This window comes from Nocardiopsis sp. NPDC006832 (assembly GCF_040635885.1).
Classification (GTDB): domain Bacteria; phylum Actinomycetota; class Actinomycetes; order Streptosporangiales; family Streptosporangiaceae; genus Nocardiopsis.
Genome location: NZ_JBEYLC010000014.1, coordinates 42,890 through 66,960 on the forward strand (window position 1 = coordinate 42,890; position 24,071 = coordinate 66,960).

Here is a 24,071-nt window from a genome sequence, read left to right on the forward strand (position 1 = left end):
GGGGGTGGGGCATGCGGATCAGTCCCATTCGAGGCCTCCGCGGCGCCATTCGTAGGCGTAGGCGATGGAGACGTTCACCAGGAAGAGGATGATCGCGATCAGACCGAACCAGCCGAGGGCGTCGAAGTGGATCGCCCAGGGGATGAGGAAGATGATCTCGATGTCGAAGACGATGAACATCATGGCCGTCATGTAGTACTTGACGGTGAAACGGCCGCCACCCGCCGGCTGCGGGGTCGGCTCGATGCCGCACTCGTAGGCCTGCATCTTGGCGCGGTTGTAGCGCTTGGGTCCGACGATCGCTCCGACGACCATCGACACCACCACGAAGGCGGCGCCGATCCCGCCGAGCACGAGTAGCGGTGTGTACAGCTCCACGGCTCACCCTCCTCCGTTGAACGGCCCGCCGGGGCGCGCGCCCGGCGGTCTTGTGAACGTTTTCACCTGCATGTCCCGCATCCTTTTCGGTGTGAGGGGCACCCTTTCGAAAGCACCCGAAAGGGGCGCCCGTCACGAGAACGCTGTGCTTTTTCGGGCCTCCGCCAGGGCTTCGGCCCATGCTCTTCGTGGCGTCGCGAGAAACCTCGGGTCAGGCCGCGGGCGCCATCTTGCTCAAACCGTTGATCACCCGGTCCATGGCGTCACCCTTGTTCGGCTCGGTGAGGTTGGCGAGCATCTTCAGCACGAACTTCATGAGGGTGCGCTGACGCAGTCCGTACTTGGTCGCGTACTTCATGAACTCGGGCTGACCGATGACCTTCACGAAGTAGCGACCGAGCGTGTAGTAGCCGCCGTAGGTGTCGGCGAGGATCTCCGGGTAGTTCAACAGGACGCGTTCCCGCGTCTGCTGGGTGGTGCGACCGTGCGCCTGCACGATCACGTCCGCGGCGATCTGCCCGGCCTCCATGGCGTAGGCGATGCCCTCACCGTTGAAGGGGTTGACCATGCCGCCCGCGTCGCCGACCAACATCAGGCCGCGCGCGTAGTGCGGAACCCGATTGAAGCCCATCGGAAGCGCCGAGCCGAGGATCTTGCCTTGCCGGTTCTCCTCCCTGAAGCCCCATTCCTCGGGCATGGAGTCGGTCCACCGGCGCAGCAGCTTGCGGTAGTCCACGTCCTGGAAGGCGGTGGTGGAGTTGAGGATGCCCAGGCCGACGTTGCTGGTGCCGTCGCCCACGCCGAAGACCCAGCCGTAGCCGGGCAGGAGGACGTCCTTGTCGCCGCTGCGGTCCCACAGCTCCAGCCAGGACTCCAGGTAGTCGTCGTCGTGGCGGGGGCTCTCGAAGTAGGTGCGCACGGCCACGCCCATCGGACGGTCGTCACGCTTACGGATGCCCATGCCGATGGAGAGCCGGGAGGAGTTGCCGTCGGCGGCCACGACCAGCGGCGCCCGGAAACTCACGGGTTCGCGGTCGGCGTTCTTGGCGCGCACACCGACGATGCGATTGCTGCGCTCGTCCATGATCGGGCCGGTGACGTTGGTGCGTTCCAGGAGCTTGGCCCCGGCGCCGACCGCACGTTCGACCAGGATCTGGTCGAAGTCGTAGCGGGTGCGGACGAGTCCGTACCCGGGGTAGGCGGCCAGTTCGGGCCAGGGAAGTTCGAGTCGGACGCCGGCCCCGACGATGCGCAGGCCGTGGTTCTTGATCCAACCCTCGTCCTCGAAGGTGATGCCCATCGAGGTGAGCTGCTTCACGGCCCTGGGTGTCAGTCCGTCACCGCAGACCTTCACCCGGGGGAAGGCGGTCTTCTCCAGCAGGAGGACGTCCAGTCCGGCCTGAGCCAGGTAGTAGGCGGTGGTGGCTCCAGCGGGGCCTGCGCCGACGACGATGACGTCGGCGTCGTACTCGATCCGCTCACGGCCTCTGGGAGCGGAGGTGGCTGTCTCACTCACGGGTGGGTCCTCGACTACTCGCGCGGTCCTACCGTGGCGGGCCAGTGCGGGTTCGACCCGCCAACGGGGGTGTTATGGGTCGGTTCGGGACTTCCGACTTGTCCGACATAGGGCCATGTGTCCTACGCCTCGTGCGCTTGTGAAGCACTTCACAAGCCTCTTTTCCGAAGTCTAGCCCCCCAAGAGCCAAGAGGCGACACCCGGGGCCCGTTCTTCAAGAAATCGGATATTGAACCCATAACCACCACAGCCGGCATCAAAGCGCCACTCAACGACAACAGTGCAGCTCATGGCGGATAAGCGGGACCAAGTGACTCATCGGTAACGTAAAAAGTCCCAAGGAACAGGATTCCTTGGGACTTGAGAACTTTGTTAATTTATACGAACAATAATGCCACCTGGGCGTTATGTCGGATTTTACTTTTCCCGGAAGCCACGGTGCAGGGCCACCGTGCCCAGCGTCAGGTTGCGCCAGGCCACCCGCGACCAACCGGCCGCCTGGAGGTACTTGGACAGCTCCGCCTGGTCCGGCCAGGCCATGATCGACTCCGACAGGTAGTCGTAGGCCTCGCTCCGCCCGGAGAAGGCGCCGGCGACCTTGGGCAGCGCCGCCATCAGGTAGGTCGAGTAGAGCTTGTCGACGAACTCCACCGGGATGTGGCTGAACTCGCAGATGACCAACCGGCCACCGACCTTGGTCACCCGCTGCAACTCGCGCAGGGCCTGGTCCACGTCGGCGACGTTGCGCAGACCGAAGGAGATGGTCACCGCGTCGAAGGTCTCGTCGGCGAACGGCAGCGACAGCGCGTCGCCGGCCACGAACGTCACCCCACCGCGAGAGGCGCCGCCCCGCCGCTCGGCGCCCTTGCTGAGCATCCCGAGGGAGAAGTCGCAGGCGATGACGCGAGCGCCCTTCCTGATGAAGGACTCCGAGGAGGTTCCGGTGCCCGCGGCCAGGTCCAAGACCAGCTCACCGCTGTGGGCGTCGACCGCGTCCACCACGGCCCGACGCCAGGCACGATCCTGGCCGAGCGAGATGACGTCGTTGACGAGGTCGTAGTTCTCTGCGATGCCGTCGAACATCGCTGCGACGTCCTTGGGCTGCTTGTCGAGCTTCGCGCGGGTCATGGCAACAAGACTAAGGGGGCCCGACAGGCGTCCGAGACCGCCCTCGCCCGGTACGGGATCAGACCTGGTGCTCCCCGTACCGCCCACCCTCCAGGAGGACCCGAGGAAGATAGTCCGAACGCACGTCCATCCGTCGTCCACCCTGGAGTGGACGACGGAAACCTCCATCGCGTCCCGCGGGTACGCGACCAGCCGGTCGTCGAGGTCGATCAACGCCCGGGGCGATCCGACATCAGGCTTCACCCTCGGAAGTTGTAGTCACCATGAGTGGTCAATCGACTACTTCATGCAAGAATAGGGTGCCGAAGTCGGTCCAACGCCCGAGGAGAGAACCCCGTGAAATCGGCCCGATCGTTCGTCGCCCTGACCATGGGGTCGCTGCTCCTGTTGCCACTCGGTGTCGCGACCACCGCCCCGGCCGCCGCCGCGCCCCACGAGGGCGTGGTCGGCGAAAGCCCCGTGGGCTGGACGCCGCACGTGTTGAACGGCTCGGTGAAGGACATCCTTCGGATCGGCGACATCGTCGTGGTCGCCGGTGAGTTCGACCGGGTCTCCGACTCCAGCGGCGATGGCACACACGATCGGCGCAACCTGTTCGCGTTCCGTCACGGCAGCGGGGAGATCCTGGAGGACTTCACCCCCTCGGTGGACGGGACCGTCACCTCCCTGGCGGAGGGGCCGGGCGGGACGGTGATCCTCGGCGGACACTTCGATCAGGTCAACGGGGAGGACAGCCGGGGCGTGGCCCGGATCGACACCACCGACGGCGACACCGTCGACGGGTTCGACGCCGCGGTGGGCGACGGGAACGTGTACCGACTCGCCTCCGACGGCACCGACGTCTACCTCGGCGGCAACTTCTCCACCGTGAACGGGGAGAGCCGCACCGGGCTGGCCCGTGTCGACTCCACAGACGGGACAGTGGACGCCGGATTCACCCCGACCATCGCCGAGCAGCGGCGCGGAAGCCTGCGCGTGCAGGAGTTGGCCTTGAGTCCCGACGGGCGGCGTCTGGCCATCAACGGGACCTTCACCAAGGTGGACGGCGAGGACCGCTACCAGATCGCCATGATCGACACCGGATCCGGCGGCCTCACCCCATGGTCGACCTCGGTCTACGAGGCGCCCTGTGACTACGAACGCATGCACACCTACATGCGGCAGATGGACTTCTCCCCCGACGGTTCCTACTTCGCCGTGGTGACCGCGGGCGGCCCGCGGGTCAAGCCGGGGCTGTGCAAGTCCACCGCCCGGTTCGAGAACGACTCCACCGCGAACGCCGAACCCACCTGGACCAACCTGACCGGCGGGGACTCCATCTACTCGGTCGAGGTCACGTCCAGCGCGGTCTACGTGGGAGGCCACCAGCGCTGGATGGACAACGAGGAGGGCGCCCTCAACCCGGGCCCCGGTTCCGTGGAGCGCGAGGGGATCGCGGCGGTGGACCCGATCTCCGGGCGCGCGCTGGCGTGGAACCCGGGCCGGGCGCGCGGCCACGGGGCGGAGGCCCTGCACGCGACCTCCGACGGGCTGTACGTGGGCAGCGACACCGAGCGGCTGGGGGGTGCCCGCCACGCCCGTCTGGGCATGTTCCCGGCCTCCTGAGGCGGGATCCCGCATCGGGGTGGTGTCCGCGTGGAGCGGCGGCCACCCCGTCGTCGTCGGGGGCTACTTGACGGGTTTGTCCGCCTTGGGCTCGACCGCGGACGCGGCTTCGGCAACGGTGTCGGTGGCGCTCTCATCGGCGGTCGTCGCGTCGGAGTCGACGCTCTCGGCGGCCTTCTCCTCCTGCGCCCGCAGGATCTCGTCCTGGATCTCGTCCTCGCGTGCGGCACCCCCGACCAGGCGGCCGCCCACCGATTCCTCCTTGCGCTTCCTCGACCATTCGGTGACGGAGGAAGACATCTGATCGCGCCACTTCGACAACAGAACGTAGGAGGCCAGACCACTGATCACCCACGCCAGGATCAGCGCGACCCAGGACCTCGCACCGAACAGGTAGACGACTCCGAAGGCGCCCGCGAAGAGCGCCACACGGGCGGCGGTATAGGTCAACCAGCTACGCATCGAAAAAGCCTCACAACAGACGTTTACCTGCACTAGATTGGTCAGCACACCCATCCACGTACGTTCACGTGCGTGTACGGCCGAGCCGGACGAGCGCGGCAGAAGGGGTGTTGTCCCGGTCAGACGGCCCTCACCCCAGGTTAAGGGCCTACCGCGGGCATCGTGCACCAGGTCCGGGTGTGTTCCGTCGCCGCTGGAACGGGGCACCCAAGGCATCGGACACGGGTATTCGTGGGATGTTTCCAATCCCGACAGTGGGGACCGAACATCACGTTCCGATCACATATCCCCCAGCTATCCCCCGATCGCCGTAAATTCTCCGAAAACTAGGGAGGAAACGGTCCAACTCGTGCACACTAGGGGATCAAACGCCCGCCGCCCCCTCACTCAAGGCGGGCATGATTGGGGGAATGTGAAGGTGGAACGAGCAAGCGAACGCCTGTTGACCCCCGGGGAAGTGGCCTCACTCTTCCGGGTTGATCCCAAGACCGTGACCCGCTGGGCCGCATCCGGGCGGATCAGCAGCATCCGCACTCCTGGCGGGCACCGCCGTTTCCGGGAGTCCGAGGTACGGGCACTCCTCCTCGGGGAACCCAGCGAGACCACCCCCTGACCTAAGACAGAGCAACGTCCTCGACGGCCCCGGGCACCCGCTCCGCGGGGTCTCCGGCAGCCCTGGGCCGGGCCACGGGGAGTGGACAGCGAGAGTAGGCTGGAACCATGGTGTGGCTCGGTGGCCTGATCACGCTCGTATCGATCGTTCTATGGGTGTACGCGTTCTTCGACGCGTTGACCACCCCTGCCCAGGAGGCTCGGAACCTACCGAAGATCCTGTGGTTGGTCGTCATCGGACTGTTCGTGCCCGTGGGATGGATCCTCTGGTTCTTCCTCGGCCGGCCACGCAAGACCGCTCCTGTGCCGGGTGACGCGCCCTCTCCGGCCCAGGACGTGTCCGCGGATGACCTTGACCCGTCCGACTTCTCCAAACCCTCCGGCAGCCCGCACCCGCTCGGACCCGATGACGATCCGGAGTTCCTCCGTCGACTGAACCGACGGATCGACCCTGAGGACTAGTCGTCCCGAGTGGTACCGCCGCTCGAACCAACGTTGGGGGCCGCGCCCGAGGAAATCGGGTGCGGCCCCCAACGCGTTTCAGGGAGCGGGTGAGGACCTCACAGGAGTCCGGCCCCGACCTCCCGCGCGAGCCCGCGGATCGCGTGCACCGGTTCGACCTCGGCCGTGAACTGCGGCACCCAGGTGAGCCCGGTGCCCAGCGGCGCGTTCGGGTAGAGCACGTTGTGTTCGGCGACCAGGTCCACCGGGGTGAGACGACCGCCGCCCTGCGACATCGTCACGTTCCCGTGCTCCACGATGTCGGTGCCGCCCCAATTGCGGAGCAGTTCACCGGCCCCGATCCCGTCGTGCAGGTCGAAGACGTTGTTCTCCGCGTACAGGTGCGACTCCAGGCCGACTCCCAGGCTGTAGCCGAAGTGCTCCGGATCCCGGACGGTGTAGAGATTGTTGTGGACGTGCACCTGCCCGAACCGCACTCGGGGAGCCCGCTCCCCCAGCCCGTCGAAGTGGTTGTGCCGATAGGTCACCCGCAGATACCCGCGGTCGGTGGTCCGGCCGTCGCTGTTGCCCAACAGCATCGCCTTGTCCCTGCCGTCGAAGTGGTTGCGGGACACCGTCACCAGGTCGGTCTCCCGGACGATGTCGAGCAGTCCGTCGTGTACTTCGTACTTGCGGCCGAAGTACTCGGGGAGTTCGGTGCCGGGGTTGTCGCCGTCGTCGAAGGTGTTGTGGTCCACCCACACGTTGGTGGCGCCGGAGACCTCCACCTGGTCGTACTCTGAGTTCCAGTTGCCGGTCTCGCCATCGGTGGGGTCCCAGCCGGGGAAGCAGTCGTGCGCGTCGGAGAAGGTCAGGTCGCGCAGGATGACGTTGTCGACGTCGTGGACGCGCAGGTTCGTCCCGGAGAGGACGGCGTCGTCGCCCGCGCCCACGATGGTGGTGTTGGATCCGACCTCGACGCGGATCCGTTCCGCCTGCACCGCGGCGGAGGCCAGGCGGGCCTCTTCCAGGGGACCCTCGGGGTCGTCCCGACCCCAGACCTCTGGATCGTAGGCCTCCAGGTACTCCTCCATCGTGTATCCGTCGACCGCGTAGTCCTCGCACTTGAGCGGGGCACCGTTCGAGTCGGTGTTGGCGTCGATGTGCCCCTCGACGTAGACGATCTTGGGGGTGTCGTCGTCCTTGCCGCCGACCGCGTCGCGGAACTCCTCGAAGGTGGAGACCACGTGGACGTCCTCGGGGGCGGCCGACGAGCCGCCGGTCGTTCCGTGTCCGGCCGACCCCCAACCGTCGCCCTCATGGAGGGCCTCACGACCGATGCCGCGGGGGTCGACGTCGGGTTCGGCGCTCGCCGGAGCGGCGGCGACGAGAGTGGTCGTGGCCAGGACGGCCGCCAAGGTCAGGGACGGAATCGGGGGTGGCTTGCGCATCGGCGCTCCTCCGGGGGATGACGGGTCGGGACCCGTGTACAAACGTTTGCATGAACGTCCCCGATACACGTGACCCCCGTCAACCCTCCTCCATCGAGTTGTTGCGGGAAAATGCTGGAAAGCCGGGCCTTCGATGGGTCACGATGACAAAAGCGGCAAGGCCCGAAGGGTGCTCTTGGAGCAAACGCTTGCCGTCCCCAAGATCGAACAGCGGAACGGAGTCCACGGGTGGCCGTCACCATCAAGGACGTCGCCAGGGTGAGCGGGGTCCACGTCTCCACGGTCTCGCGGGCCTTCTCCGCGACGCACCTGGTCAACGCCGACACACGCGCGCGCGTCCTCGCCGCGGCCGAGGAACTCGGCTACCGCCCCAACCGGGCGGCGCGGGCGCTGTCCACCAGTAGGACCGGCAACCTCGGGCTCATCGTCGCCGACATCGCCAACCCCTTCTTCCCGCCCCTGATCAAGGCGGCCCAGGCCCAGGCCCGAGCCCGCGACTACCACGTGTTCATCGCCGACACCGACGAGCAGGCCCGGGTGGAGGAGGAACTCATCCGGTCCATGGCCAAGCAGGTGGACGGCGCCGTGCTGGTCGCACCACGTCTGACCAACCGGGCCATAGCGGAGCTGGCGCAGGAGATCCCGCTGGTCGTGGTGAACCGACGGCTGCGCGGGGTGTCCGGGGTCCTGATGGACGTCGGTACCGGCGCCCGCCGGGCCATGGAACACCTCATCGAACTCGGCCACCGGGAGATCGCCGTGGTGGGCGGGCCCTCACGCGCCTGGACCAGCGGGGAGATCGAGAGCGCCACCGAGCACATCGCGCGGGACCACGGGATCCTGATCCAACGCGTGGGCCCCAACCCACCGACCGAAGAGGGCGGCCGCGCCGTGGCCGACGAGGTCGTGGCCGGTAACGCCACCGCGGTCCTGGCCCACAACGACCTGCTCGCCTTCGGTCTCGTTCGGCGGGCCACCGAACTCGGCCTCGACGTTCCGGGCGACCTCAGTGTGATCGGCGTGGACAACAGTCACGTGGCCCGGTACTCCAGCCCCGCCCTGACCACGGTGGCCATGCCGGTCGCCGAGGCCGGGCACGGGGCCGTCGACCTCCTCCTGCGCTCGGTGGACGCGGCCGGATCCACCGGCACGGTCACCCTGGAGACCTCACTGATCGTCCGCGGGTCGACCGCGCCTCCGGGGATCGGCGAGGACCCTCGCTGACGCCTCGACCCTCGACCAAGAGGCCGAGGGGCGACCCGATCCCTCGGGCCGCCCCTCGCAGGAGTCGCGTTCGCTCTCCGCCGCCGATCAGGCGTAGGAGTGCAGACCGCTGAACATGTAGTTCACCGCGAAGAAGTTGAACATCACGGTCGCGAAACCGAGCACGTTGATCCAGGTGGCCTTGGGTCCGCGCCAACCGCCGGTGACCCGCGCGTGCAGGTAGGCCGCGTAGATGACCCAGGAGATGAACGACCAGACCTCCTTGGGGTCCCAGCCCCAGAAGCGGCCCCAGGCCTCGTCCGCCCAGATCGACCCGGCGATGACGCCGAAGGTCCACAGCGGGAAGGCGAACAGGATGAACCGGTGGGAGATGCGGTCCAGCAGCTCCGGGCTGGGCAGCCGTCCGGCGATACCGGCGACCTTCTCCCCCAGCGCCCTCTTGCCCTCGGCCCGGTGCGCGACCAGGTAGGTGATACCGGCGACACCGGACACCATGAACGCGCCGCCCGCGATGATCACCGCCGTCACGTGGATCGGCACCCAGTAGGACTGCAGCGCCGGGATCAGCGGACCCGGGTCGACGTACAGCCAGCGCACACCGATGCCGAGCAGGAGCAGCACCGGAACGAGCACGAAGGCGCCCAGGAAGCGGGCCTGGTAGCGCCAGGAGGCGAACAGCAGCGCGCCGACGGCGACCAGGCACATCGCCACGACGAACTCGAACATGTTGCCCCACGGCCAGCGGCCGGCGGCGATGCCACGGGTGATGATCTGGGCGAGGCTGAACAGGAAGCCCAGCGCGGTCACTCCGAGGGCGATGCGGCCGAGCACGCTCTGGGAGGCCTGGGCCTCTCCCTCGCTAGTTCGGACGTTGACCTCGATGTCGCTGTCGCCGCCCTCGACGGCTCCGGCGCCGACCGGCATGAGGCGACCGGCCTTGAGCTTGGTACGACGGCCGTACGCGGCCTCGATCGCGAACATGAAGAGCGCGGCGGCGTAGGTCACGATCATCGCGATGATGAGCGTGTCACTGGCCGACGCCATGCTCTCGTTCACCGGTGCGGCGAGTGTGTTCGTCACCGGTCACTCCCTCGTGTGGTCGACTCTTCGGTTGGGCTGGTGGGGTCGTCGGTGGACTCGCTCCGGAGCCGTCCGGCGAGCCGTGTGGTGATCTCGTGGAACTCGGCGTTGTTGCCGGCCACCTCGGTCTTGCCGAGTCCGGCCAGCTCCACCCGGGTCCGTCCGTCCTCGCCCTCGGTGGCCCGCACCCAGACCCGGCGGGGGCGTACGAACAGGGTGACGATCAGGCCCACGACGGCCAGGGTCGCGGCGGTGAGCGCCGGCACCCGTGCCCCGTCCCGGTTGCTCTGCAGGGTGGCGTACTCCTGGACACCGGTGAAGGTGACCGATCCGGCCTCGTCGGGAAGCTCCCAGGTGTCGCCGACCGCCATCACGGGGGACTCACCGAGCCCCTCCATGTTCTGGGTCTGGATCTGGTAGACCGACTGCGGGTCGACCATGCCGAGGTCGCCTCGGTAGGCGTCCAGTGTCACCTTGGGGTTCTCCGCGCCGGGGAAGGTGGACACCAGTTCCCCTTCGGCGTCCTCGTCGGCGGTGGGCAGGAAGACACCCACGAAGCCGAGTTCCTCGCCTCCGGTGTCGGGCACCTTGACGACACCGTCGGAGGCATAGGTCATGGTCTCGCGGTGCAGGAACGGGACCGCCTGGTCGAAGACCAGGTCGCCCTCGGCGTTGCGGACCTCGAACCGCGGCGCGTAGCCGTGGCCGAGCAGGTACACCTGCACGCCGTCGACGCTCAGCGGGTGGTTGACCTCCAGCCGGTGGGTCTTCTCCTCCCCGCCGGGTTCCTCGGTGTAGGTGACGTCGGCGACATAGGCCTCCGCCTGACCGCGCAGGTCACCGTCCTGGATGAAGGTGGCCTCGAAGTCGTCCAGGTGCATGGTGAACGGAGCGAACTCGTCGGTGTCGGTCCAGTGCCCCGGGTAGATGGCGTCGTAGGAGGGCAGCGTGTTGGCGAACCCGTCGCCCTCCACGATGAGCATGTTGCCGCGGTAGCCGAAGAAGGAACCGGCGGCCAGCGCCAAGAGCAACCCGAGCAGGGCCAGGTGGAACAGCACGTTCCCGGCCTCGCGCAGGTAGCCGGTCTCCGCGGACAACGAGTCGCCGTAGCGCTCGGTCCGGTACCCCTTGAGAACCTTGCGCGCCTGTTCCAGGGCGGTGTCGGGGGTGGCGTCGGTGCTGAACCGTGCCACGTACGGCATGCGGCCCAGGTTGCGCGGCGTGGCCACCGGCCTGGCCCGCACGGCCTTGGCGTGGACCATGGCGCGCGGAATGACGCACCCGGCCAGCGACACGAAGAGCAACAGGTAGATGGCCCCGTACCAGGGCGAGGAGAACACGTCGAAGAGGTAGAACCGGTCGAGCCAGGGGGCCAGCTCCGGGTTCTCCTGGAAGTAGGAGGCGACCTCGTCGACGCTCACCACGTTCTGCGGCAGGATCGATCCGGGGATCGCCCCCAGCGCCAGCAGGAACAACAGGATCAACGCGGTGCGCATAGAAGTGAGCGTGCGCCAGATCCAGCGCGCCCAACCCAGGACGCCCAGGCCCTTGGCGGCGCGCGGCTTCTCCTCGGGGTTCGTCGGTGTGTCGGTCTTGGTCGTGGTCAAGTCAGATCACCGTCTGGAAGTTCGCGGCCCATCCCTGCATGGCGATGGTCATCTCGGTCCACAACCCCGTCACCATGGCCAGGCCGACCAGGACGAGCATGACCCCGCCGACCATCGTGACCGTGCGGGTGTGCCTCTTGAGTCGGTCGAAGGAATTGAGCGCGCGCCGGTAGAGCAGCGAGGCCAGGATGAAGGGCAGCCCCAGGCCGACGCAGTAGATCAGGGACAGGAGCATGCCGCGGCCGGCACCGCCCTCGACGAAGGCGAGGGTCTGCACGGCGGCCAGGGTCGGCCCGATGCAGGGGGTCCAACCCAGCCCGAACAGGATCCCGAGCAGGGGCGCGCCCGCCAGGCCGGCCCGGGGCAGGCGGTGGAACCGGAACTCGCGGCCCATCCCCGGCATGAACCCCATGAAGGCCAGACCGAGCACGATCGTGAGCGCGCCGAGCACCCGGGTTATGGGGTCGGTGTAGGCCATGAACAGGTCGCCGAGCCAGCCGATGAACCCGCCCACGGCGATGAACACCAGGCTGAACCCGACGATGAACAGGACGCTTCCGGTGACCATCGTCCAGCGCCGGGAGGCGAGTTCGGTGTCGATGTCGGTGACGGTTCCGCCGTCTCCCGCCGCCTCCTGGCGTTCCCGCACGTGCGAGCCGCTCATCCCGGACACGTAGGAGAGGTATCCGGGTACCAGGGGCAGGACACACGGGGAGAGGAAGGAGACCAGCCCCGCGGCCAGGGCCAGCGGAGCGGCGAGCAGGAGCGAACCGGACAGGATCGTGGTGCCGATGGGATCCATCAGCCATCGTCCTCGGCGGAGCCCTCGGCGTCCGCCTCGTCGCCGTCCTCCGTGCCGTCGGTGGCCTCGGCGCTCTCCGCGTCCTCGGCCCCGTCGTCACCGCTCTCCTCCTCGGCGACCCGAGGACGTTCCTCGGGGTCGCCCAGGTCGAACTCGACGACCAGCGGGTCGAGGAGTTCGGTGAGCTGCCCATAGGTGGTGGGGCCGATCACGCGGGCGGCGATGTCGCCGTTCGGGTCCAGGATCAGGGTGCTCGGGATGGCGCGCGGCGGGACCGTCTCCCGAAACGCCTGTGGGATCTCTCCCGGCTGGTCGTGCAGGCTCGGGTAGGCCACGCCCTTGTTCTCGGTGTAGGCCCGCGCGGCGGTCTCGTTGTCCTTGATGTTCACGCCGAGGAAGTCCACACCGAGGCCCTCGTACTCGGTGTGCACCTCGTCGAGCACCGGTTGTTCGGCACGGCAGGGACCGCACCAGCTGGCCCACACGTTGAGGACGAGGATCTGCCCCTCGTAGTCCGAGAGGGCGAGGTCGTCGCCCTCGAAGGTGTTTCCCTCGACGTCGGGCGCGGGTTCGCGTTCGCCGGTCTCGAAGACGGTGGCGCTGCCGTCACCGGAGATGAAGCGGTCCTCTTCGCCACCGCTCTCGATCTCGGTTCCCCCGGCGCAGCCGGACAAAGCGAGGACGGCGGCCAAAGCGGCGGCCGACAGGCGCGGCACGGCGCGACCGGGTCGCGTACCCGTACTGGTACTGGGCATCCAGGCAACCTCGCGAACGGGGTGTGATCAGGGCGGACTACAACAACGACAAAGTGTAGTAGATGCCCTGCCATGCCCTTCGTCGCCCCGGGGCAAGAGCCGTTCGGCCCGTTCCCGGAGCGACCGCCGACGAGGGAAGGTCACCGTGGGGGACGGCGCCGGGGGCGCGCCGTCCCTCAGGTGGTGGACCGGGTGTCGAGCGTGTCCGCCCCACACCCGGATCCCACCGATCAACCGGCCTCGACGAAAGCCTCGCGGAGGTAGTCGTGCACGGCACGTTCGGGGACCCGGTAGGACCGCCCCACACGGATTGCGGGGAGAACTCCCGAGTGCACCATTCGGTAAACGGTCATCTTGGATACGCGCATGATCGTGGCGACCTCCGCCACGGTCAAGAACCTGACCTCTTCGAGAGGCGGCTTGCTCCCGTTCATCTTGCGACGCCCTCATTCCCGGACGTGATCAATTGTCTACCCTTCAGCCCTGGCACACCGGACGTTGGTCGGACGACCCCGGAAACCGTGTTCGTCCCACCGACACGCCGGCGTGTCATGCTGTCACTACTGACACGTCCGTTTTCAGAGTAGAGCCGAGTTCCCGTCTAGGGAAGGTCGTTCGCGCCCGCTTCCGGGTTATACGTTGAGCACGGGTCGGATGAGGTTTAACGGTGGGTATAAATGGCCCACCCTGCTCAGAGGAACCCGGCTCGGCGGAGAACGTAATCCCGGAGAGGGGCGTAGTCCTCGGTCAGATAACCGTCGTCCAAAGGCACCGTGACCAGTAGCTTTCCCTCGTGTTCGGCGAGGAAGAGGGCCGGGTCGTTGCAGTCGGCGAAGCCCACCGTCGGGACCCCCATCTCCCCCGCGGCCCCGGCGAATCCATGATCGGCGATGACCAACTGCGGCCATGCCTCACCGCGGCCTCCGAGCTCGTTCAGGATCGCCCGCATGGCGAACGGATGGTGGCTGTGCCGGGGCAGTCGGCCGTCGGTCACCATGGCGACGTCGTCCCGCCAGACCACGATCCTTCGGTTGGGCGGGCGTTCCGTGGTCACCTCGTAGGAGTACCCGCCGGCCGCGGTGAGCACGGTGCAGCCGCGCTCGACCAGGGCGTCCTTCCACGCGGCGTAGGTCTCCCGGAGGTTGCGGGGGTGACCGGTGGCGAACATGACGCGTTCACGGCGTTCCGCGGCCAACGCCAACCGGTCGGCGAGGGCCTCCAGCGCGTCGATGGTCCGGTCCGGGTCGATCGTGTCGATCCCCCACACGTACTCCTCGTCGTCCACCACACCGCACCGCTTGCTCAGCAGTGAGAGGACCTCGCTGAAGGTCCAGTCGTGCGAGAAGGTCAGGCCGAACTGGTGATAGGGGTCCTTCTGGACGAGCCGTCGATAATGGCGCAGGTTGTTCTGCCGTGGGGTGTCGACATGCCCCGCGATCCCCGTGCGAACCAGATAGGTGATGAGTTCGGCGCGTGTCGGCGGCGTCACCTGCGTTCCCCTTCCTTTCCTGAGCGGCGATCGCGGTGACACGTCGGGCGGCCACCGAGGCGCCGACTCGCGTTCGCCCGGTATTCATCCCCTTCCTACCCGCCACGAGCCGGCCACTCCGCGAACACGCGGATTTCAACCATCGTGTGACCCGACGATCCGATCGAGTGGGATCGGAAGGTTCAGAGAGTGGGGTCGATACCGTGGCTGGGGAAGATCGCGGTGCGGGTGGCGTGGATGGCCCGGTCGATGGGGTCGCCCGGGTCGTAGCCGTTCTCGAAGGGTGTGAAGGTGACCTCGCGCCCGTCCGTCATGTACAGCGGCGCGAGTTCGCCGGTGCGCTCACGTACGAAGTCGCGCCACTTCTGCGGGGTCTCGCGGTCGGGGTCGATGGGGGCACCGGCCGCTTCGCCGAGCAGGTGACTCCAGGCCCTGGGCACGACGTGGACCAGGCCGTACCCGCCACCGCCGAACATCAGCCAACGACCGCCCGCGGTCTTGCGGGCCAGCTTGTGCAGTTCCTGGTAGGCGCGACGCTGCCCGTCCACGCTGAGCGTGAGGTTGGCCAGGGGGTCCAGCGCGTGGGTGTCGCACCCCTGCTGGGTCACCAGGATCTCCGGCTGGAACTCGTGCAGCAGCGGTGGGACGACCGCGTCGAAGGCGCGGTGCCAGCCGGTGTCGCCGGTGCCCGCGGGCAAGGCGACGTTCACGGCGTAGCCCTCCGCGTCCGGACCACCCGTCTCAGAGGCCTGGCCGGTGCCGGGGAACAGAGTCACCGGGGATTCGTGCAGGCTGATGGTGAGCACGCGCGGGTCGTTGTAGAAGGCCTTCTGGACGCCGTCGCCGTGGTGGACGTCCACGTCCACGTAAGCGATCCGCTTGGCCCCCTGCTCCAACAGCCAGGCGATGGCCAACGCGGGGTCGTTGTAGACGCAAAAGCCCCAGGCGTGTCCGCGCATGGCGTGGTGCAGGCCGCCCGCGATGTTCGCGGCGTGCGCGCTCTTTCCCGTCCACACCGACTCGGCGGCGGCCACCGAGGCGCCGGAGATCAGCGCGGCCGCGTCGTGCATGTCGGGGAAGACGGGATTGTCGACGGTGCCGAGCAGGTGTGTGTCGTCGGGTTGGAGGGTCTTGCCCGCCCGCTTGACCGCCTTGATGTAGGCGGGGTCGTGCACCAGGGAGAGCAGTTCGTCGGAGGCCGGCTCCACGTCGATCAGGTCCACGCCCGGCCCGTCGAAGACGCCGAGTTCACGACTGAGCGCCATGGTCAGTTCGACCCGGATCGGCGCCATCGGGTGCTGCGCCCCGAAGTCGTAGGTGGTGAGTCCTTCGTCCCATGCCACCCGAAGCGAGCAGGACGTGTGCCCTCCCATATGGTGACCCCCGTTCCAGGTGTACGTGCTCCGAAGCACACAGTACGCAAACCGGGTCCACCTCAGAACCTCGGGGCCCGCACGATGGTGACTCGTGCGGGCCCCGTTCGGTTTCCTCGTGGTCGTGAAACGCTCGGGATCACTCCATGTAGAAGCAGTCCGCGTACGTCTCCCCGGCCTTCATGTCGATGGTGTTGTGCAGGGGGCGGCTGGTGAAGCCGTCGACCGATCCGATGACGATCCGGTACTCGCCCGGGTCCAGCGTCAGGTCCATCGCGTTGGAGTCGCTGAGGCAGGAGGTGTCGGTGGGCGCGGAGGACGTGTCACAGCTGTCGCAGGGCTCGATGATGACCTCACCGTGCACCGCGTCAGGTCCGACGTAGAGGAAACGCATGTCCTCGTCGGTGTGGTTGACGTACTGGACCTCGACCTTGTCACCACCGCCGGTCTCCCAGGCGGTGCCGTCCAGGTCGCTCTCTCCGACGATGACCGCGAGGTCCATCTGCTGCTCGATGCGGCCGGCGCCGACGTGCCGCTCCAGGTCCTCGACCTCGTCGGCCTCGTGCTCGGGGTAGTCGGCGGCGAGGAACTCGACCTGCTCCTCCGCCTCGTCGAAGTTCCCCTCGTCGATCTGGTCCCAACCACACTGAAGGGCGGCGTTGGGACGCTCCTCCTCGATGCGGTCGGCGATCTCGGGCGCGGAGTCCCAGTTCAGACCGTCGAACATGCCGATCTGACCGAAGGCCCCGCACCAGCTCTCTTCGGCGTAGTCGCCGGTCGCCAGGTCGTACAGGTCGACCAGGGCCGCGGGCACCTCTCCCGCGGCGGGGGTGTCCGAGAAGTCCTCGGCCACGAAGGTGTAGGTCTCCTGGGCCTGGCGGAAGGCCTCCTCGACCTCCGAGGTCACCTCTCCGCTGTACAGCTCGTCGGCCTCCGTCGCGAGCTGGGAGGCGTAGTCCAGGTGGACCTCGGCGACGCTGCCGTCGGTGTCCTCCCACTGGGCGGACCCATGCGCGAAGTACTCGCTGTAGGACTCCAGGGCGTGGTCGTAGGCCTCGTTCTCCACGTCGGCCTGGGCGCGACGCAGCAGCTCACAGGCCTCCACGCCAGAACGTGCCCGGTTCATCAGGCTCGGGGACATGGAGAGTTGGAACCCGGCCTCGACCCCGTTGTAGGCGTCGATCGCGGCGTCGCAGTCACCACGCGCGTGAGCCGCGTCTGCCACCCGCAGGCGCCACTCACCGGCCTGCCACACCCCGACCAGCGAGGCGGCCATCACCAGCACCAGGCAGGCCGCCAGGATCATCGGCATGGGCTTGGCGGAGGGTTGTTGTCCCACGCCCATGAGCCGTCGGTCGTGCGAGCGGCCGGCGAACAGGCCGTGCACGACGGTGATCAGGATCCAGAAGAGCAGCGAGGGAACCCACACGAGCAGGTTGTCGGCCGCGCCGAGGATCGCCGCGGTGACCAGGAGTGCGAGCGTGACACCTACGTTGATCCCGAAGAACAGCCAACTGCGCAGGTAGAAGTAGCCCGCGCCGACCCCGGACAGGTTGAGCAGCGCGGCGCGCAGGCCCGATTTGGACTTGAACAGGCCGAGCGGGGGCAGGGGCGGCGGGCCGGGGGGACCACCATAGGGACCGGGGGGCGGCGGCATGCCCGGGCCTCCGGGGCCTCCGGGGCCGCCGGGTCCTCCGGGACCGCCCGGGGGCAGACCGCCGGCGCCCATCCCGCCAGGGGGCATTCCTCCGGGAGGCGGCGGACCACCCGGCGGCATTCCGCCCGGGGGTCCCGCGCTCGGAGGTCCGAAGTTCGGCTGTCCACCGCTCGGGGGGCCGAGCGGCGGCCGACCACCGGAGGGGGCTCCCCCCTGGGGTGGTGGTCCACCGGGTGGTGGTCCACCCGATGGCGGGCCGGCCGGTGGCGGGCCCGCCGCGGGCCGCCCTCCCGTGTTCGGCCCGGGAGGGGTCTGGCCGCCGGAGGGGTTCCCAGGGACCTGGGGGCCACTCGGAGCTCCGGGCGGGGGCGTGTTCGGCCCGGGCTGTCCGGGCTGTTGGGAAGGGTCCGATGGCGGTTGAGAGTTGGTCATGGGGCCCCGGAATCTGTGGAGGAGGTACTGGGAGTGCGTGGGGTGGAAGGAGGCGGGGTTCCACCCGCTCTGCCCGACTTTATGCATCCCATACGACGCCACTTCCAGCGCCCCTCGATCACGAACCGTTACGGATTTTTATGTGATTTACGTCACATACCCTGCGGTCAGTGCCCGGAGAGAGCCCTGCTCCGGTCCCTCGCGGCCTCGATCGCGTCGGTGAACGCGGTCCGCACACCGTGCCGTTCCAACTCGCGCAGGGCGGCGGCGGTGGTCCCACCCGGTGAGGTGACCGCTTCCCGCAGGACCACCGGGTGTTCTCCCGAGCCGTCGAGCATGGCGGCGGATCCGGTGATCGTCTGGCCGACCAACCGCTGTGCCGTGGCGCGCGGCATACCCATCGCCACTCCGGCCTCGATCATGGTCTCGGCGATGAAGTAGAAGTAGGCCGGCCCGCTCCCGGAGATCGCGGTCACGGTGTCCATGTGCTGCTCACCGACCCGGATCACCTCGCCGACCGTGCTCAACAACTCCTCGGCCCGGTCCAGGTGTTCGGTCCGCGTGTGCGCTCCGCCGGAGACGGCGGTCATCCCCTTCCCCATGAGGGCCGGGGTGTTGGGCATGGCCCGGACCACGGGGACACCGGAGGGCAGATGGCTCTCCAACACGGCGGTGGTCAGCCCCGCCGCGACCGAGATGACCAGTCGCTCCTCGGACAGGTGCGCGGAGACCTCGTCCAGCAGGGCGAGCATGTCCTGGGGCTTGAGGGCCAGGAGCAGGGTGCCGGCGCGCTTGACGGCGTCGAGGGCCGGCACGGTCTCGACCCCGTAGCGCGCGCGAAGCTCCGCGGCGTGCTCCTCGCGCGGTTCGGTGACCAGGACGTCCCCTGGGGAACGGTCCTTGGCCAACAGCCCGGCGAGCAGTGCCTCGCCCATCTTGCCTGCGCCGATGATCGCGATCATGAAGGGGTCCTCTCTGCGGATCCCTCCACGCTAACCGTCCCGCCGGGCCGAGGTGGACCACACGTCCCAACCCGTGGACAACCTCTCCGGGGCGGTGGCGACGGGTGCCTCAGTCCGGGTCGACGGTGCCCTCGTCGTCGACGGCCCCGCCCTCGTCCACGGCGAAGCGTCGCGGCGGCGCCTGGGGGCGGCGGCGCAGCAGCGCGATCCGCTCACGACGGCCCAGCGCGGGTTCGGGCTCGCGTGGTCCGGCGAAGTGCAGTCGGGTGAAGGCCAGCGCCTCGGCCAACTCGCGCATCCGGGTCTGCCGATCGGGGGCCTTGCGGGTGCTCACCTCCAGGACGAGCTGACCTTCGTACCGGTTGCCCGCCAGGTGTTCGAGGAGTTCGGCCACGGGCTGGCTCCCCCGCCCGGGGATGAGGTGCTCGTCCAGGTTCTGGCCGCCCAGACCGTCGGCGACGTGCACGTGGGAGAGGCGATCGCCCAACCGCTTGGCCATGTCCATCGCGTCGGAACCGGACATGGCGGTGTGCGACAGGTCGAGGGTCACGTCGGCGTAGTCGCGGTCGAGCGGGTTCCAGCTCGGGGCGTAGGGGACGACCTCTCGGTCGCGCACCCGGACCGGGTACATGTTCTCCACCGCGAAGACCACGTCGGTCTCGTCCTGCATGCGGGAGACGCCGATCTCGAAGTCCTTGGCGTATTCGCGCTGCCAGCGGAAGGCCGGGTGGACCACGATCGCCTTGGCCCCGAGGGCCTCGGCCATCTCCTTGGAACGGACGAGCTTGCCCCAGGGATCCTTGCCCCACACCCGTTGGGTGAGGACGAGGCAGGGCGAATGGACTGCGGTGACGGGCATCTGGTGGTAGTCCGAGAGGCGCCGGAGGAGTTCGATGTCCTGGCTGGCCGGGTCGGAGGAGACGAGCACCTCCACACCGTCGTACCCCAGCTTCGCCGCGATCTCGAAGGCGGCCGGGGTCTTCTCCGGGTAGACCGACGCCGTCGATAGGACCACGGGCGCGTCTGGGACCTGGATAGGGCTCACAGGTTCCAGGGTATGCGCTTTCGGCGTCCTTGGGGCGACCGGGTACGCCAACGCGGCGTGGCGAGGGACCTTCGTCCCGACCGTTCCGGCGCACTCCCGTGAAAGGGGCCGACGGCCGTGGCCCCTGTGGGCGACGACCGTCGGGAAGAGTGACGGGGCCGGAGCGGCTACAGCCGCACACCTCCGGCGAGGTTGTAGCGCGTCACCGCGCGCTCTCCGACCTTGCCGCCGGAACTCGGGGCGTCGATCATGCGGCCGCCTCCGAGGTAGATGGCGACGTGGTAGGCGTAACCGCCCGAGTCGGTCCAGTAAAGGAGATCACCGCGCTCGGCGTTGGCGTAGGAGACACGGGTTCCGGAGGCGACCTGGTCGTGGGCGATGCGGGGCAGGCTCACACCCGCCTTCCCGAAGGCGTGCTGTACGAGCCCGGAGCAGTCGAAGGAGCCGGGGCCGGTGCCGCCCCAGCCGTAGGGTTTGCCCGTCTGGGCCTCCGCGGCGCCGATGGCCTTCTCGATGGCGGACGAGGTGAGTGCCTGGTGGACACGTTCCGGTCCGCTCTGCTGCGCGGCGGCGACCGGAGCGGTCGGCTGATGGGGCTGGGAGAGCGCCGGTGCGGTCCCGGTGGCCAGGGCCGCCGCGGCGAGCGCGGCGACGACGAGTGCCCGCTTTCCCCGACGGTGCGCCCCGACGGTGACGGCCTGCTGTTCCGGGTCCGTGATGGAACGGCAGGCCCGCGTTTGCTCGTGGTGTCGCGGTAGGCACATGTGGTGACCCTCCTCGATCGACCGGGGCGGACCACGCCGCTGTGACGTGGATCTCCCACCACCGGCCCATCACCATTGGTCACATATTGATTACGTTAAGTCACTCTCCGTGATTCAGGCGATCCCCAAGAACGGTAAAGACTGCTTGACCCCGGCGGACATTTCGGTCGGAGAAGTACCAACCGAACACCATCCACCGGGGTCATCACCGGGGACCAAGGGTCATTGGAACCCAGGGCGCGTTCCGTGGACGCCGCCCTAGGGGGCCGGGACCCCGAGGGCGTCACGGACGAAGTCGGTCGTCGCCTGCATGCCCAGGTTGTTCGGGTGGACCGGAGCACCGTCCTCGGGGATCAGCCCCTCGACCCAGCGGGTGTCCGACCCCTGGCAGACGTCGTGACCCCGCTCGAAGGTGTCCACGAAGACCGCGCCGTGGGCCGCGGACTCCTCGGCGATCATCGTGTTGAGCGCGGTCTGCGCCTCGTCCAGGAACGGGACGTCACCACGGGCGATCGGCGTGCTCGGCCAGCAGCCGCCGCTCTCCGGCATGATCTGGAGGTACCCGACGGCGAGCACGGTCGCGTTCGGGCTGCGCTCGGCGATGTCGGCGTAGACCTGGGACACCTCGCCTCGCATCCCCTCGATCCGGTCGTCCAGCTCGGTGCCGTAGTGGTCGGCGCAGGGGCTGCCCACCGGGTTGCTCAGGCTCTGCTTGGCACACTCCACGAGCATCTCGGAGAAGCCGAAGTCGTTGCCGGCGATCCCGACCGTGACCAGGTCGGTCTCGGGGCGAAGGGCGTCGAGCTGCGGTTCGGTGTCGTCGAACTGCTTCTCGTACAGGTGGCTCATCACCGCGCCGGAACAGCTGACGTCGGTGATCTCCTCGATCCCCAGCTCCTCGGCGAGGCGCTTGGGGTAGTTGACGGACGACTGCATGCAGCCCAGCAACGGCATCTGCGCACTCACCATGGGGCCGGCGGTGAAGGAGTCACCGATGGCCACGTAGTGCGAGTAGGCGGCGGTCTCGGCGTCGTCGGCCGCGGCGGGCGCCGATGCCATCGTGACGCCCAGTGCCGCGATGGCGACGGGGGCGACGATCCGGGCCAGACGGCGCCGGAGCCCGGTACGGGAGCGGTGGGGGGTGGGGGATTCGTGTGAGCGGGACACGAGGGACTTCCTCTCGAAGGAGCGGGGGACAGGAATTGTCAGATACCGCCGGGGAGTGACTCCCCACACATTCTCTAACATGATTTACCGGATTCATGACCTAACTCGTAGGTAACTTTCATGTGTCTCCCTCGGAATTCCGGTGGCCGCGGAGCACCTGTGGACGACGCTCCACGCATGTCACCGGCACCCGTTAGCGTGGCGACCATGGCAAAAGCAGTGAAGACCTCGTTCCGGTGCGTCGAGTGCGGCTGGAGCACCCTCAAATGGGTCGGGCGCTGCGGTGAGTGCCAGGCATGGGGCACCGTCGAGGAGGCCGGGGCGCCCGCCCCCAGCGCCGTCGCGCCCGCCCCCGTCACCGCCAGGGCCCGCCCCATCACCGAGATCAGCGTGGAGACCGCCGAGGCGATCCCCACCGGCGTGGACGAACTCGACCGCGTCCTGGGCGGCGGCGCCGTCCCCGGCGGGGTGGTGCTGCTGGCCGGTGAACCCGGTGTGGGCAAGTCGACCCTGCTCCTGGAGGTCGCCGCGATGCGCGCCGCCGACGCTCCGGTCCTGTACATCACCGGCGAGGAGTCGGCCGGGCAGGTACGGCTGCGCGCCGAACGCCTGGGCGCCCTCTCCGAGCGGCTGTACCTGGCCGCGGAGACCTCGGTGGCGACCCTGGCCGCCCACGTGGACGCGGTCGCGCCGAAGCTGCTCATCGTCGACTCCGTGCAGACCATGGTCTCCCCCGAGGCATCCGGCGTCCCCGGCGGTGTCACCCAGATCCGCCAGGTCTCCGGCGCCCTCATCCAGATCGCCAAGGAACGCAACATCGCCACCGTGCTGGTCGGCCACGTCACCAAGGACGGTTCCATCGCCGGCCCCCGGATGTTGGAGCACCTGGTCGACGTCGTCCTGCACTTCGAGGGCGAACGCCACTCCCAGTTGCGACTGCTGCGCGCGGTCAAGAACCGCTACGGCCCCACCGACGAGATCGGCGTGTTCGAGCTGAGCGACAAGGGCATCGAGGGCCTGCCCGACCCCAGCGGGCTGTTCCTCTCCGATCGCACCGATCCGGCCCCGGGCACCTGCGTCACCGTCACCCTGGAGGGGCGGCGCCCCCTCATCACCGAGGTACAAGCGCTGGTCGCGCCCTCACCGCTGCCGGCTCCGCGCCGCGCCACCTCCGGCCTGGACACCTCACGGGTGAACATGATCCTGGCCGTGTTGGAGAAGCGTTCGGGCATGAAGCTCGCCAACCTGGACGTCTACGCCTCCACCGTGGGCGGTGTGAAACTGACCGAACCCGCCGTCGACCTGGCGCTGGCCATCGCCGCCGGCGGCTCCCACAACGACATCGCCCTGCCCAAGGGGTTCGTGGCCATCGGCGAGGTCGGGCTGGCCGGGGACGTACGTTCCGTCCAGGGGGTACGCCGCCGGGTGGCCGAGGCGCAGCGCCTCGGTTTCACCCAGGCGGTCGTACCGAAGGGCTTCGGCGACCCCATCCCCGGCATCCGCGTTCACGAGGCCGAGGAACTGAAGGACGCCCTGAAGTGGATCGCCAAGAGCCGCCGCAAGAAGGGCGCCCCGGACAGGCCGAAGGACACCAAGAAGCAGGCGCGTCCGAAGCTCACCATCGCCGAGGAACCCCCGTTCTGACGGGCCGGGGCGCCACGTCCGCGATCAGAAGGCGAAGACCGCGCCCTTGGCCTGGCTCAGGAGGCATTCGTTTCCGAAGGTCTCCTCGTAGCGCTCTCCCCCACCGTCGGCGACCACGGTCACCGGTCGGTGGATCATGGTGCAGGCTCCACCGGTTCCGGTCTCGACGTCGGAGACCCGCCCGCCGGCCTCCCCGATGAGGTCACAGGCCGCCTCGGCCTCCGGGTGCGTCCCTCCGGCCGGTCCGCACTCCAGGACCACCGAACGGATCGGTGTGGTCCCGGTGGTCTCGGCCCCACCCGGCGACGCGGGAGAGAGGCGGAGTTCGTAGCTCGTGGCCTCGGCCTGCGCGGGCGAGGCCAGGGAGAGGGCGAGGGCGGTGGCTGCGACGAGCCCCAGGGCTGTCCTCATGGTTTCACTCCAACGACGACGAGATCAGGTCACCACGAATCGTAGTGACCTGATGACGAAGAGTCC

Annotated in this window: 23 protein-coding genes; 5 read left to right on the top strand and 18 right to left on the bottom strand. The window is 68.4% G+C overall.

Features of this window, described 5'->3' with window-relative positions; genetic code table 11:
* Nucleotides 1-18 precede the first annotated feature (18 nt).
* The 3 genes from ABZ717_RS09565 to ABZ717_RS09575 all read right to left on the bottom strand — a co-directional run bounded on the left by ABZ717_RS09565 (nt 19) and on the right by ABZ717_RS09575 (nt 3,022).
* On the bottom strand, nt 19-378 hold the full coding sequence (locus ABZ717_RS09565; protein ID WP_067597535.1) for an NADH-quinone oxidoreductase subunit A: 360 nt from the start codon (nt 376-378) through the stop codon (nt 19-21).
* A gap of 211 nt (nt 379-589) precedes the next feature.
* Complete coding sequence (locus ABZ717_RS09570; RefSeq protein ID WP_358507709.1) at nt 590-1,894, bottom strand: geranylgeranyl reductase family protein; 1,305 nt, start codon at nt 1,892-1,894, stop codon at nt 590-592.
* Nucleotides 1,895-2,311: 417 nt separating this feature from the next.
* Nucleotides 2,312-3,022, bottom strand: a complete 711-nt coding sequence (locus tag ABZ717_RS09575) for a demethylmenaquinone methyltransferase (protein ID WP_358507711.1) — start codon at nt 3,020-3,022, stop codon at nt 2,312-2,314.
* 336 nt (nt 3,023-3,358) lie between these two features.
* Here ABZ717_RS09575 and ABZ717_RS09580 point away from each other — a divergent pair, with 336 nt between their 5' ends.
* Nucleotides 3,359-4,627 (top strand): hypothetical protein, encoded by a 1,269-nt coding sequence (locus ABZ717_RS09580; RefSeq protein WP_358507713.1) that lies wholly within the window; start codon nt 3,359-3,361, stop codon nt 4,625-4,627.
* 63 nt (nt 4,628-4,690) lie between these two features.
* Here the strand turns inward: ABZ717_RS09580 and ABZ717_RS09585 are convergent, their stop codons facing one another.
* Nucleotides 4,691-5,089 carry a DUF4229 domain-containing protein gene (locus ABZ717_RS09585; RefSeq protein ID WP_358507715.1) on the bottom strand — a complete coding sequence of 133 codons (399 nt, stop codon included), beginning with the start codon at nt 5,087-5,089 and terminating at the stop codon, nt 4,691-4,693.
* A 412-nt stretch (nt 5,090-5,501) separates the two neighbouring features.
* On the opposite strand from ABZ717_RS09585, the gene ABZ717_RS09590 reads away from it, so the two are divergent.
* A complete protein-coding gene (locus tag ABZ717_RS09590; protein WP_017603819.1) occupies nt 5,502-5,702 on the top strand; it encodes a BldC family transcriptional regulator in 201 nt (66 codons plus the stop codon).
* Nucleotides 5,703-5,809: 107 nt separating this feature from the next.
* Entirely contained in the window at nt 5,810-6,163 is a 354-nt protein-coding gene (locus ABZ717_RS09595) for a PLD nuclease N-terminal domain-containing protein (protein WP_358507717.1), read from the top strand.
* 98 nt (nt 6,164-6,261) lie between these two features.
* Here the strand turns inward: ABZ717_RS09595 and ABZ717_RS09600 are convergent, their stop codons facing one another.
* Nucleotides 6,262-7,593, bottom strand: a complete 1,332-nt coding sequence (locus ABZ717_RS09600) for a pectate lyase (protein ID WP_358507719.1) — start codon at nt 7,591-7,593, stop codon at nt 6,262-6,264.
* Nucleotides 7,594-7,821: 228 nt separating this feature from the next.
* Here ABZ717_RS09600 and ABZ717_RS09605 point away from each other — a divergent pair, with 228 nt between their 5' ends.
* The gene (locus tag ABZ717_RS09605) at nt 7,822-8,817 is read left to right on the top strand and encodes a LacI family DNA-binding transcriptional regulator (protein ID WP_358507721.1); all 996 of its coding nucleotides are present in this window, start codon (nt 7,822-7,824) and stop codon (nt 8,815-8,817) included.
* Nucleotides 8,818-8,904: 87 nt separating this feature from the next.
* Here the strand turns inward: ABZ717_RS09605 and ccsB are convergent, their stop codons facing one another.
* The 12 genes from ccsB to ABZ717_RS09665 all read right to left on the bottom strand — a co-directional run bounded on the left by ccsB (nt 8,905) and on the right by ABZ717_RS09665 (nt 21,950).
* Nucleotides 8,905-9,897 carry a c-type cytochrome biogenesis protein CcsB gene (ccsB, locus tag ABZ717_RS09610; RefSeq protein WP_358507723.1) on the bottom strand — a complete coding sequence of 331 codons (993 nt, stop codon included), beginning with the start codon at nt 9,895-9,897 and terminating at the stop codon, nt 8,905-8,907.
* Nucleotides 9,894-11,393 carry a cytochrome c biogenesis protein ResB gene (locus ABZ717_RS09615; RefSeq protein ID WP_358507812.1) on the bottom strand — a complete coding sequence of 500 codons (1,500 nt, stop codon included), beginning with the start codon at nt 11,391-11,393 and terminating at the stop codon, nt 9,894-9,896. The genes ccsB and ABZ717_RS09615 overlap by 4 nt, the downstream gene beginning before the upstream one ends.
* Nucleotides 11,394-11,505: 112 nt before the next feature.
* A complete protein-coding gene (locus tag ABZ717_RS09620) occupies nt 11,506-12,306 on the bottom strand; it encodes a cytochrome c biogenesis protein CcdA (RefSeq protein ID WP_358507725.1) in 801 nt (266 codons plus the stop codon).
* Nucleotides 12,306-13,061: a TlpA disulfide reductase family protein gene (locus tag ABZ717_RS09625; RefSeq protein ID WP_358507727.1), complete on the bottom strand. Its 756-nt coding sequence runs from the start codon at nt 13,059-13,061 to the stop codon at nt 12,306-12,308. Before ABZ717_RS09625 ends, ABZ717_RS09620 begins: the two co-directional genes overlap by 1 nt.
* A gap of 230 nt (nt 13,062-13,291) precedes the next feature.
* A complete protein-coding gene (locus tag ABZ717_RS09630) occupies nt 13,292-13,495 on the bottom strand; it encodes a helix-turn-helix domain-containing protein (RefSeq protein ID WP_013155995.1) in 204 nt (67 codons plus the stop codon).
* A gap of 257 nt (nt 13,496-13,752) precedes the next feature.
* On the bottom strand, nt 13,753-14,550 hold the full coding sequence (locus ABZ717_RS09635) for a phosphatase (RefSeq protein ID WP_358507729.1): 798 nt from the start codon (nt 14,548-14,550) through the stop codon (nt 13,753-13,755).
* Between the two features lie 182 nt (nt 14,551-14,732).
* Complete coding sequence (locus ABZ717_RS09640; RefSeq protein WP_358507731.1) at nt 14,733-15,893, bottom strand: acetoin utilization protein AcuC; 1,161 nt, start codon at nt 15,891-15,893, stop codon at nt 14,733-14,735.
* Between the two features lie 169 nt (nt 15,894-16,062).
* Nucleotides 16,063-17,580 (bottom strand): DUF1109 domain-containing protein, encoded by a 1,518-nt coding sequence (locus ABZ717_RS09645; RefSeq protein WP_358507733.1) that lies wholly within the window; start codon nt 17,578-17,580, stop codon nt 16,063-16,065.
* 599 nt (nt 17,581-18,179) lie between these two features.
* The gene (gene proC, locus ABZ717_RS09650) at nt 18,180-18,974 is read right to left on the bottom strand and encodes a pyrroline-5-carboxylate reductase (protein ID WP_358507734.1); all 795 of its coding nucleotides are present in this window, start codon (nt 18,972-18,974) and stop codon (nt 18,180-18,182) included.
* A 109-nt stretch (nt 18,975-19,083) separates the two neighbouring features.
* Nucleotides 19,084-20,019 carry a sugar phosphate isomerase/epimerase gene (locus ABZ717_RS09655; RefSeq protein WP_358507736.1) on the bottom strand — a complete coding sequence of 312 codons (936 nt, stop codon included), beginning with the start codon at nt 20,017-20,019 and terminating at the stop codon, nt 19,084-19,086.
* A 167-nt stretch (nt 20,020-20,186) separates the two neighbouring features.
* Nucleotides 20,187-20,783, bottom strand: coding sequence for a C40 family peptidase (locus ABZ717_RS09660; protein ID WP_358507738.1), 597 nt, complete (start codon nt 20,781-20,783; stop codon nt 20,187-20,189).
* A 258-nt stretch (nt 20,784-21,041) separates the two neighbouring features.
* Nucleotides 21,042-21,950: an SGNH/GDSL hydrolase family protein gene (locus ABZ717_RS09665; protein WP_358507740.1), complete on the bottom strand. Its 909-nt coding sequence runs from the start codon at nt 21,948-21,950 to the stop codon at nt 21,042-21,044.
* Nucleotides 21,951-22,157: 207 nt separating this feature from the next.
* On the opposite strand from ABZ717_RS09665, the gene radA reads away from it, so the two are divergent.
* Nucleotides 22,158-23,594: a DNA repair protein RadA gene (gene radA / locus ABZ717_RS09670; RefSeq protein WP_358507742.1), complete on the top strand. Its 1,437-nt coding sequence runs from the start codon at nt 22,158-22,160 to the stop codon at nt 23,592-23,594.
* Between the two features lie 24 nt (nt 23,595-23,618).
* Here radA and ABZ717_RS09675 read toward each other — a convergent pair whose 3' ends face one another.
* Entirely contained in the window at nt 23,619-24,005 is a 387-nt protein-coding gene (locus tag ABZ717_RS09675; RefSeq protein ID WP_358507743.1) for an SSI family serine proteinase inhibitor, read from the bottom strand.
* Nucleotides 24,006-24,071: the final 66 nt, after the last annotated feature.

Coding starts and splice junctions, on each gene's coding strand:
- ABZ717_RS09645 (WP_358507733.1), bottom strand. CDS start 17,580: ATGCCGCCGCCCCCCGGTCCCTATGGTGGTCCCCCCGGCCCGCCGCCC.
- ABZ717_RS09615 (WP_358507812.1), bottom strand. CDS start 11,393: ATGCGCACCGCGTTGATCCTGTTGTTCCTGCTGGCGCTGGGGGCGATC.
- ABZ717_RS09575 (WP_358507711.1), bottom strand. CDS start 3,022: ATGACCCGCGCGAAGCTCGACAAGCAGCCCAAGGACGTCGCAGCGATG.
- ABZ717_RS09630 (WP_013155995.1), bottom strand. CDS start 13,495: ATGAACGGGAGCAAGCCGCCTCTCGAAGAGGTCAGGTTCTTGACCGTG.
- proC (WP_358507734.1), bottom strand. CDS start 18,974: ATGATCGCGATCATCGGCGCAGGCAAGATGGGCGAGGCACTGCTCGCC.
- ABZ717_RS09595 (WP_358507717.1), top strand. CDS start 5,810: ATGGTGTGGCTCGGTGGCCTGATCACGCTCGTATCGATCGTTCTATGG.
- ABZ717_RS09675 (WP_358507743.1), bottom strand. CDS start 24,005: ATGAGGACAGCCCTGGGGCTCGTCGCAGCCACCGCCCTCGCCCTCTCC.
- ABZ717_RS09585 (WP_358507715.1), bottom strand. CDS start 5,089: ATGCGTAGCTGGTTGACCTATACCGCCGCCCGTGTGGCGCTCTTCGCG.
- radA (WP_358507742.1), top strand. CDS start 22,158: ATGGCAAAAGCAGTGAAGACCTCGTTCCGGTGCGTCGAGTGCGGCTGG.
- ABZ717_RS09660 (WP_358507738.1), bottom strand. CDS start 20,783: ATGTGCCTACCGCGACACCACGAGCAAACGCGGGCCTGCCGTTCCATC.
- ABZ717_RS09620 (WP_358507725.1), bottom strand. CDS start 12,306: ATGGATCCCATCGGCACCACGATCCTGTCCGGTTCGCTCCTGCTCGCC.
- ABZ717_RS09600 (WP_358507719.1), bottom strand. CDS start 7,593: ATGCGCAAGCCACCCCCGATTCCGTCCCTGACCTTGGCGGCCGTCCTG.
- ABZ717_RS09625 (WP_358507727.1), bottom strand. CDS start 13,061: ATGCCCAGTACCAGTACGGGTACGCGACCCGGTCGCGCCGTGCCGCGC.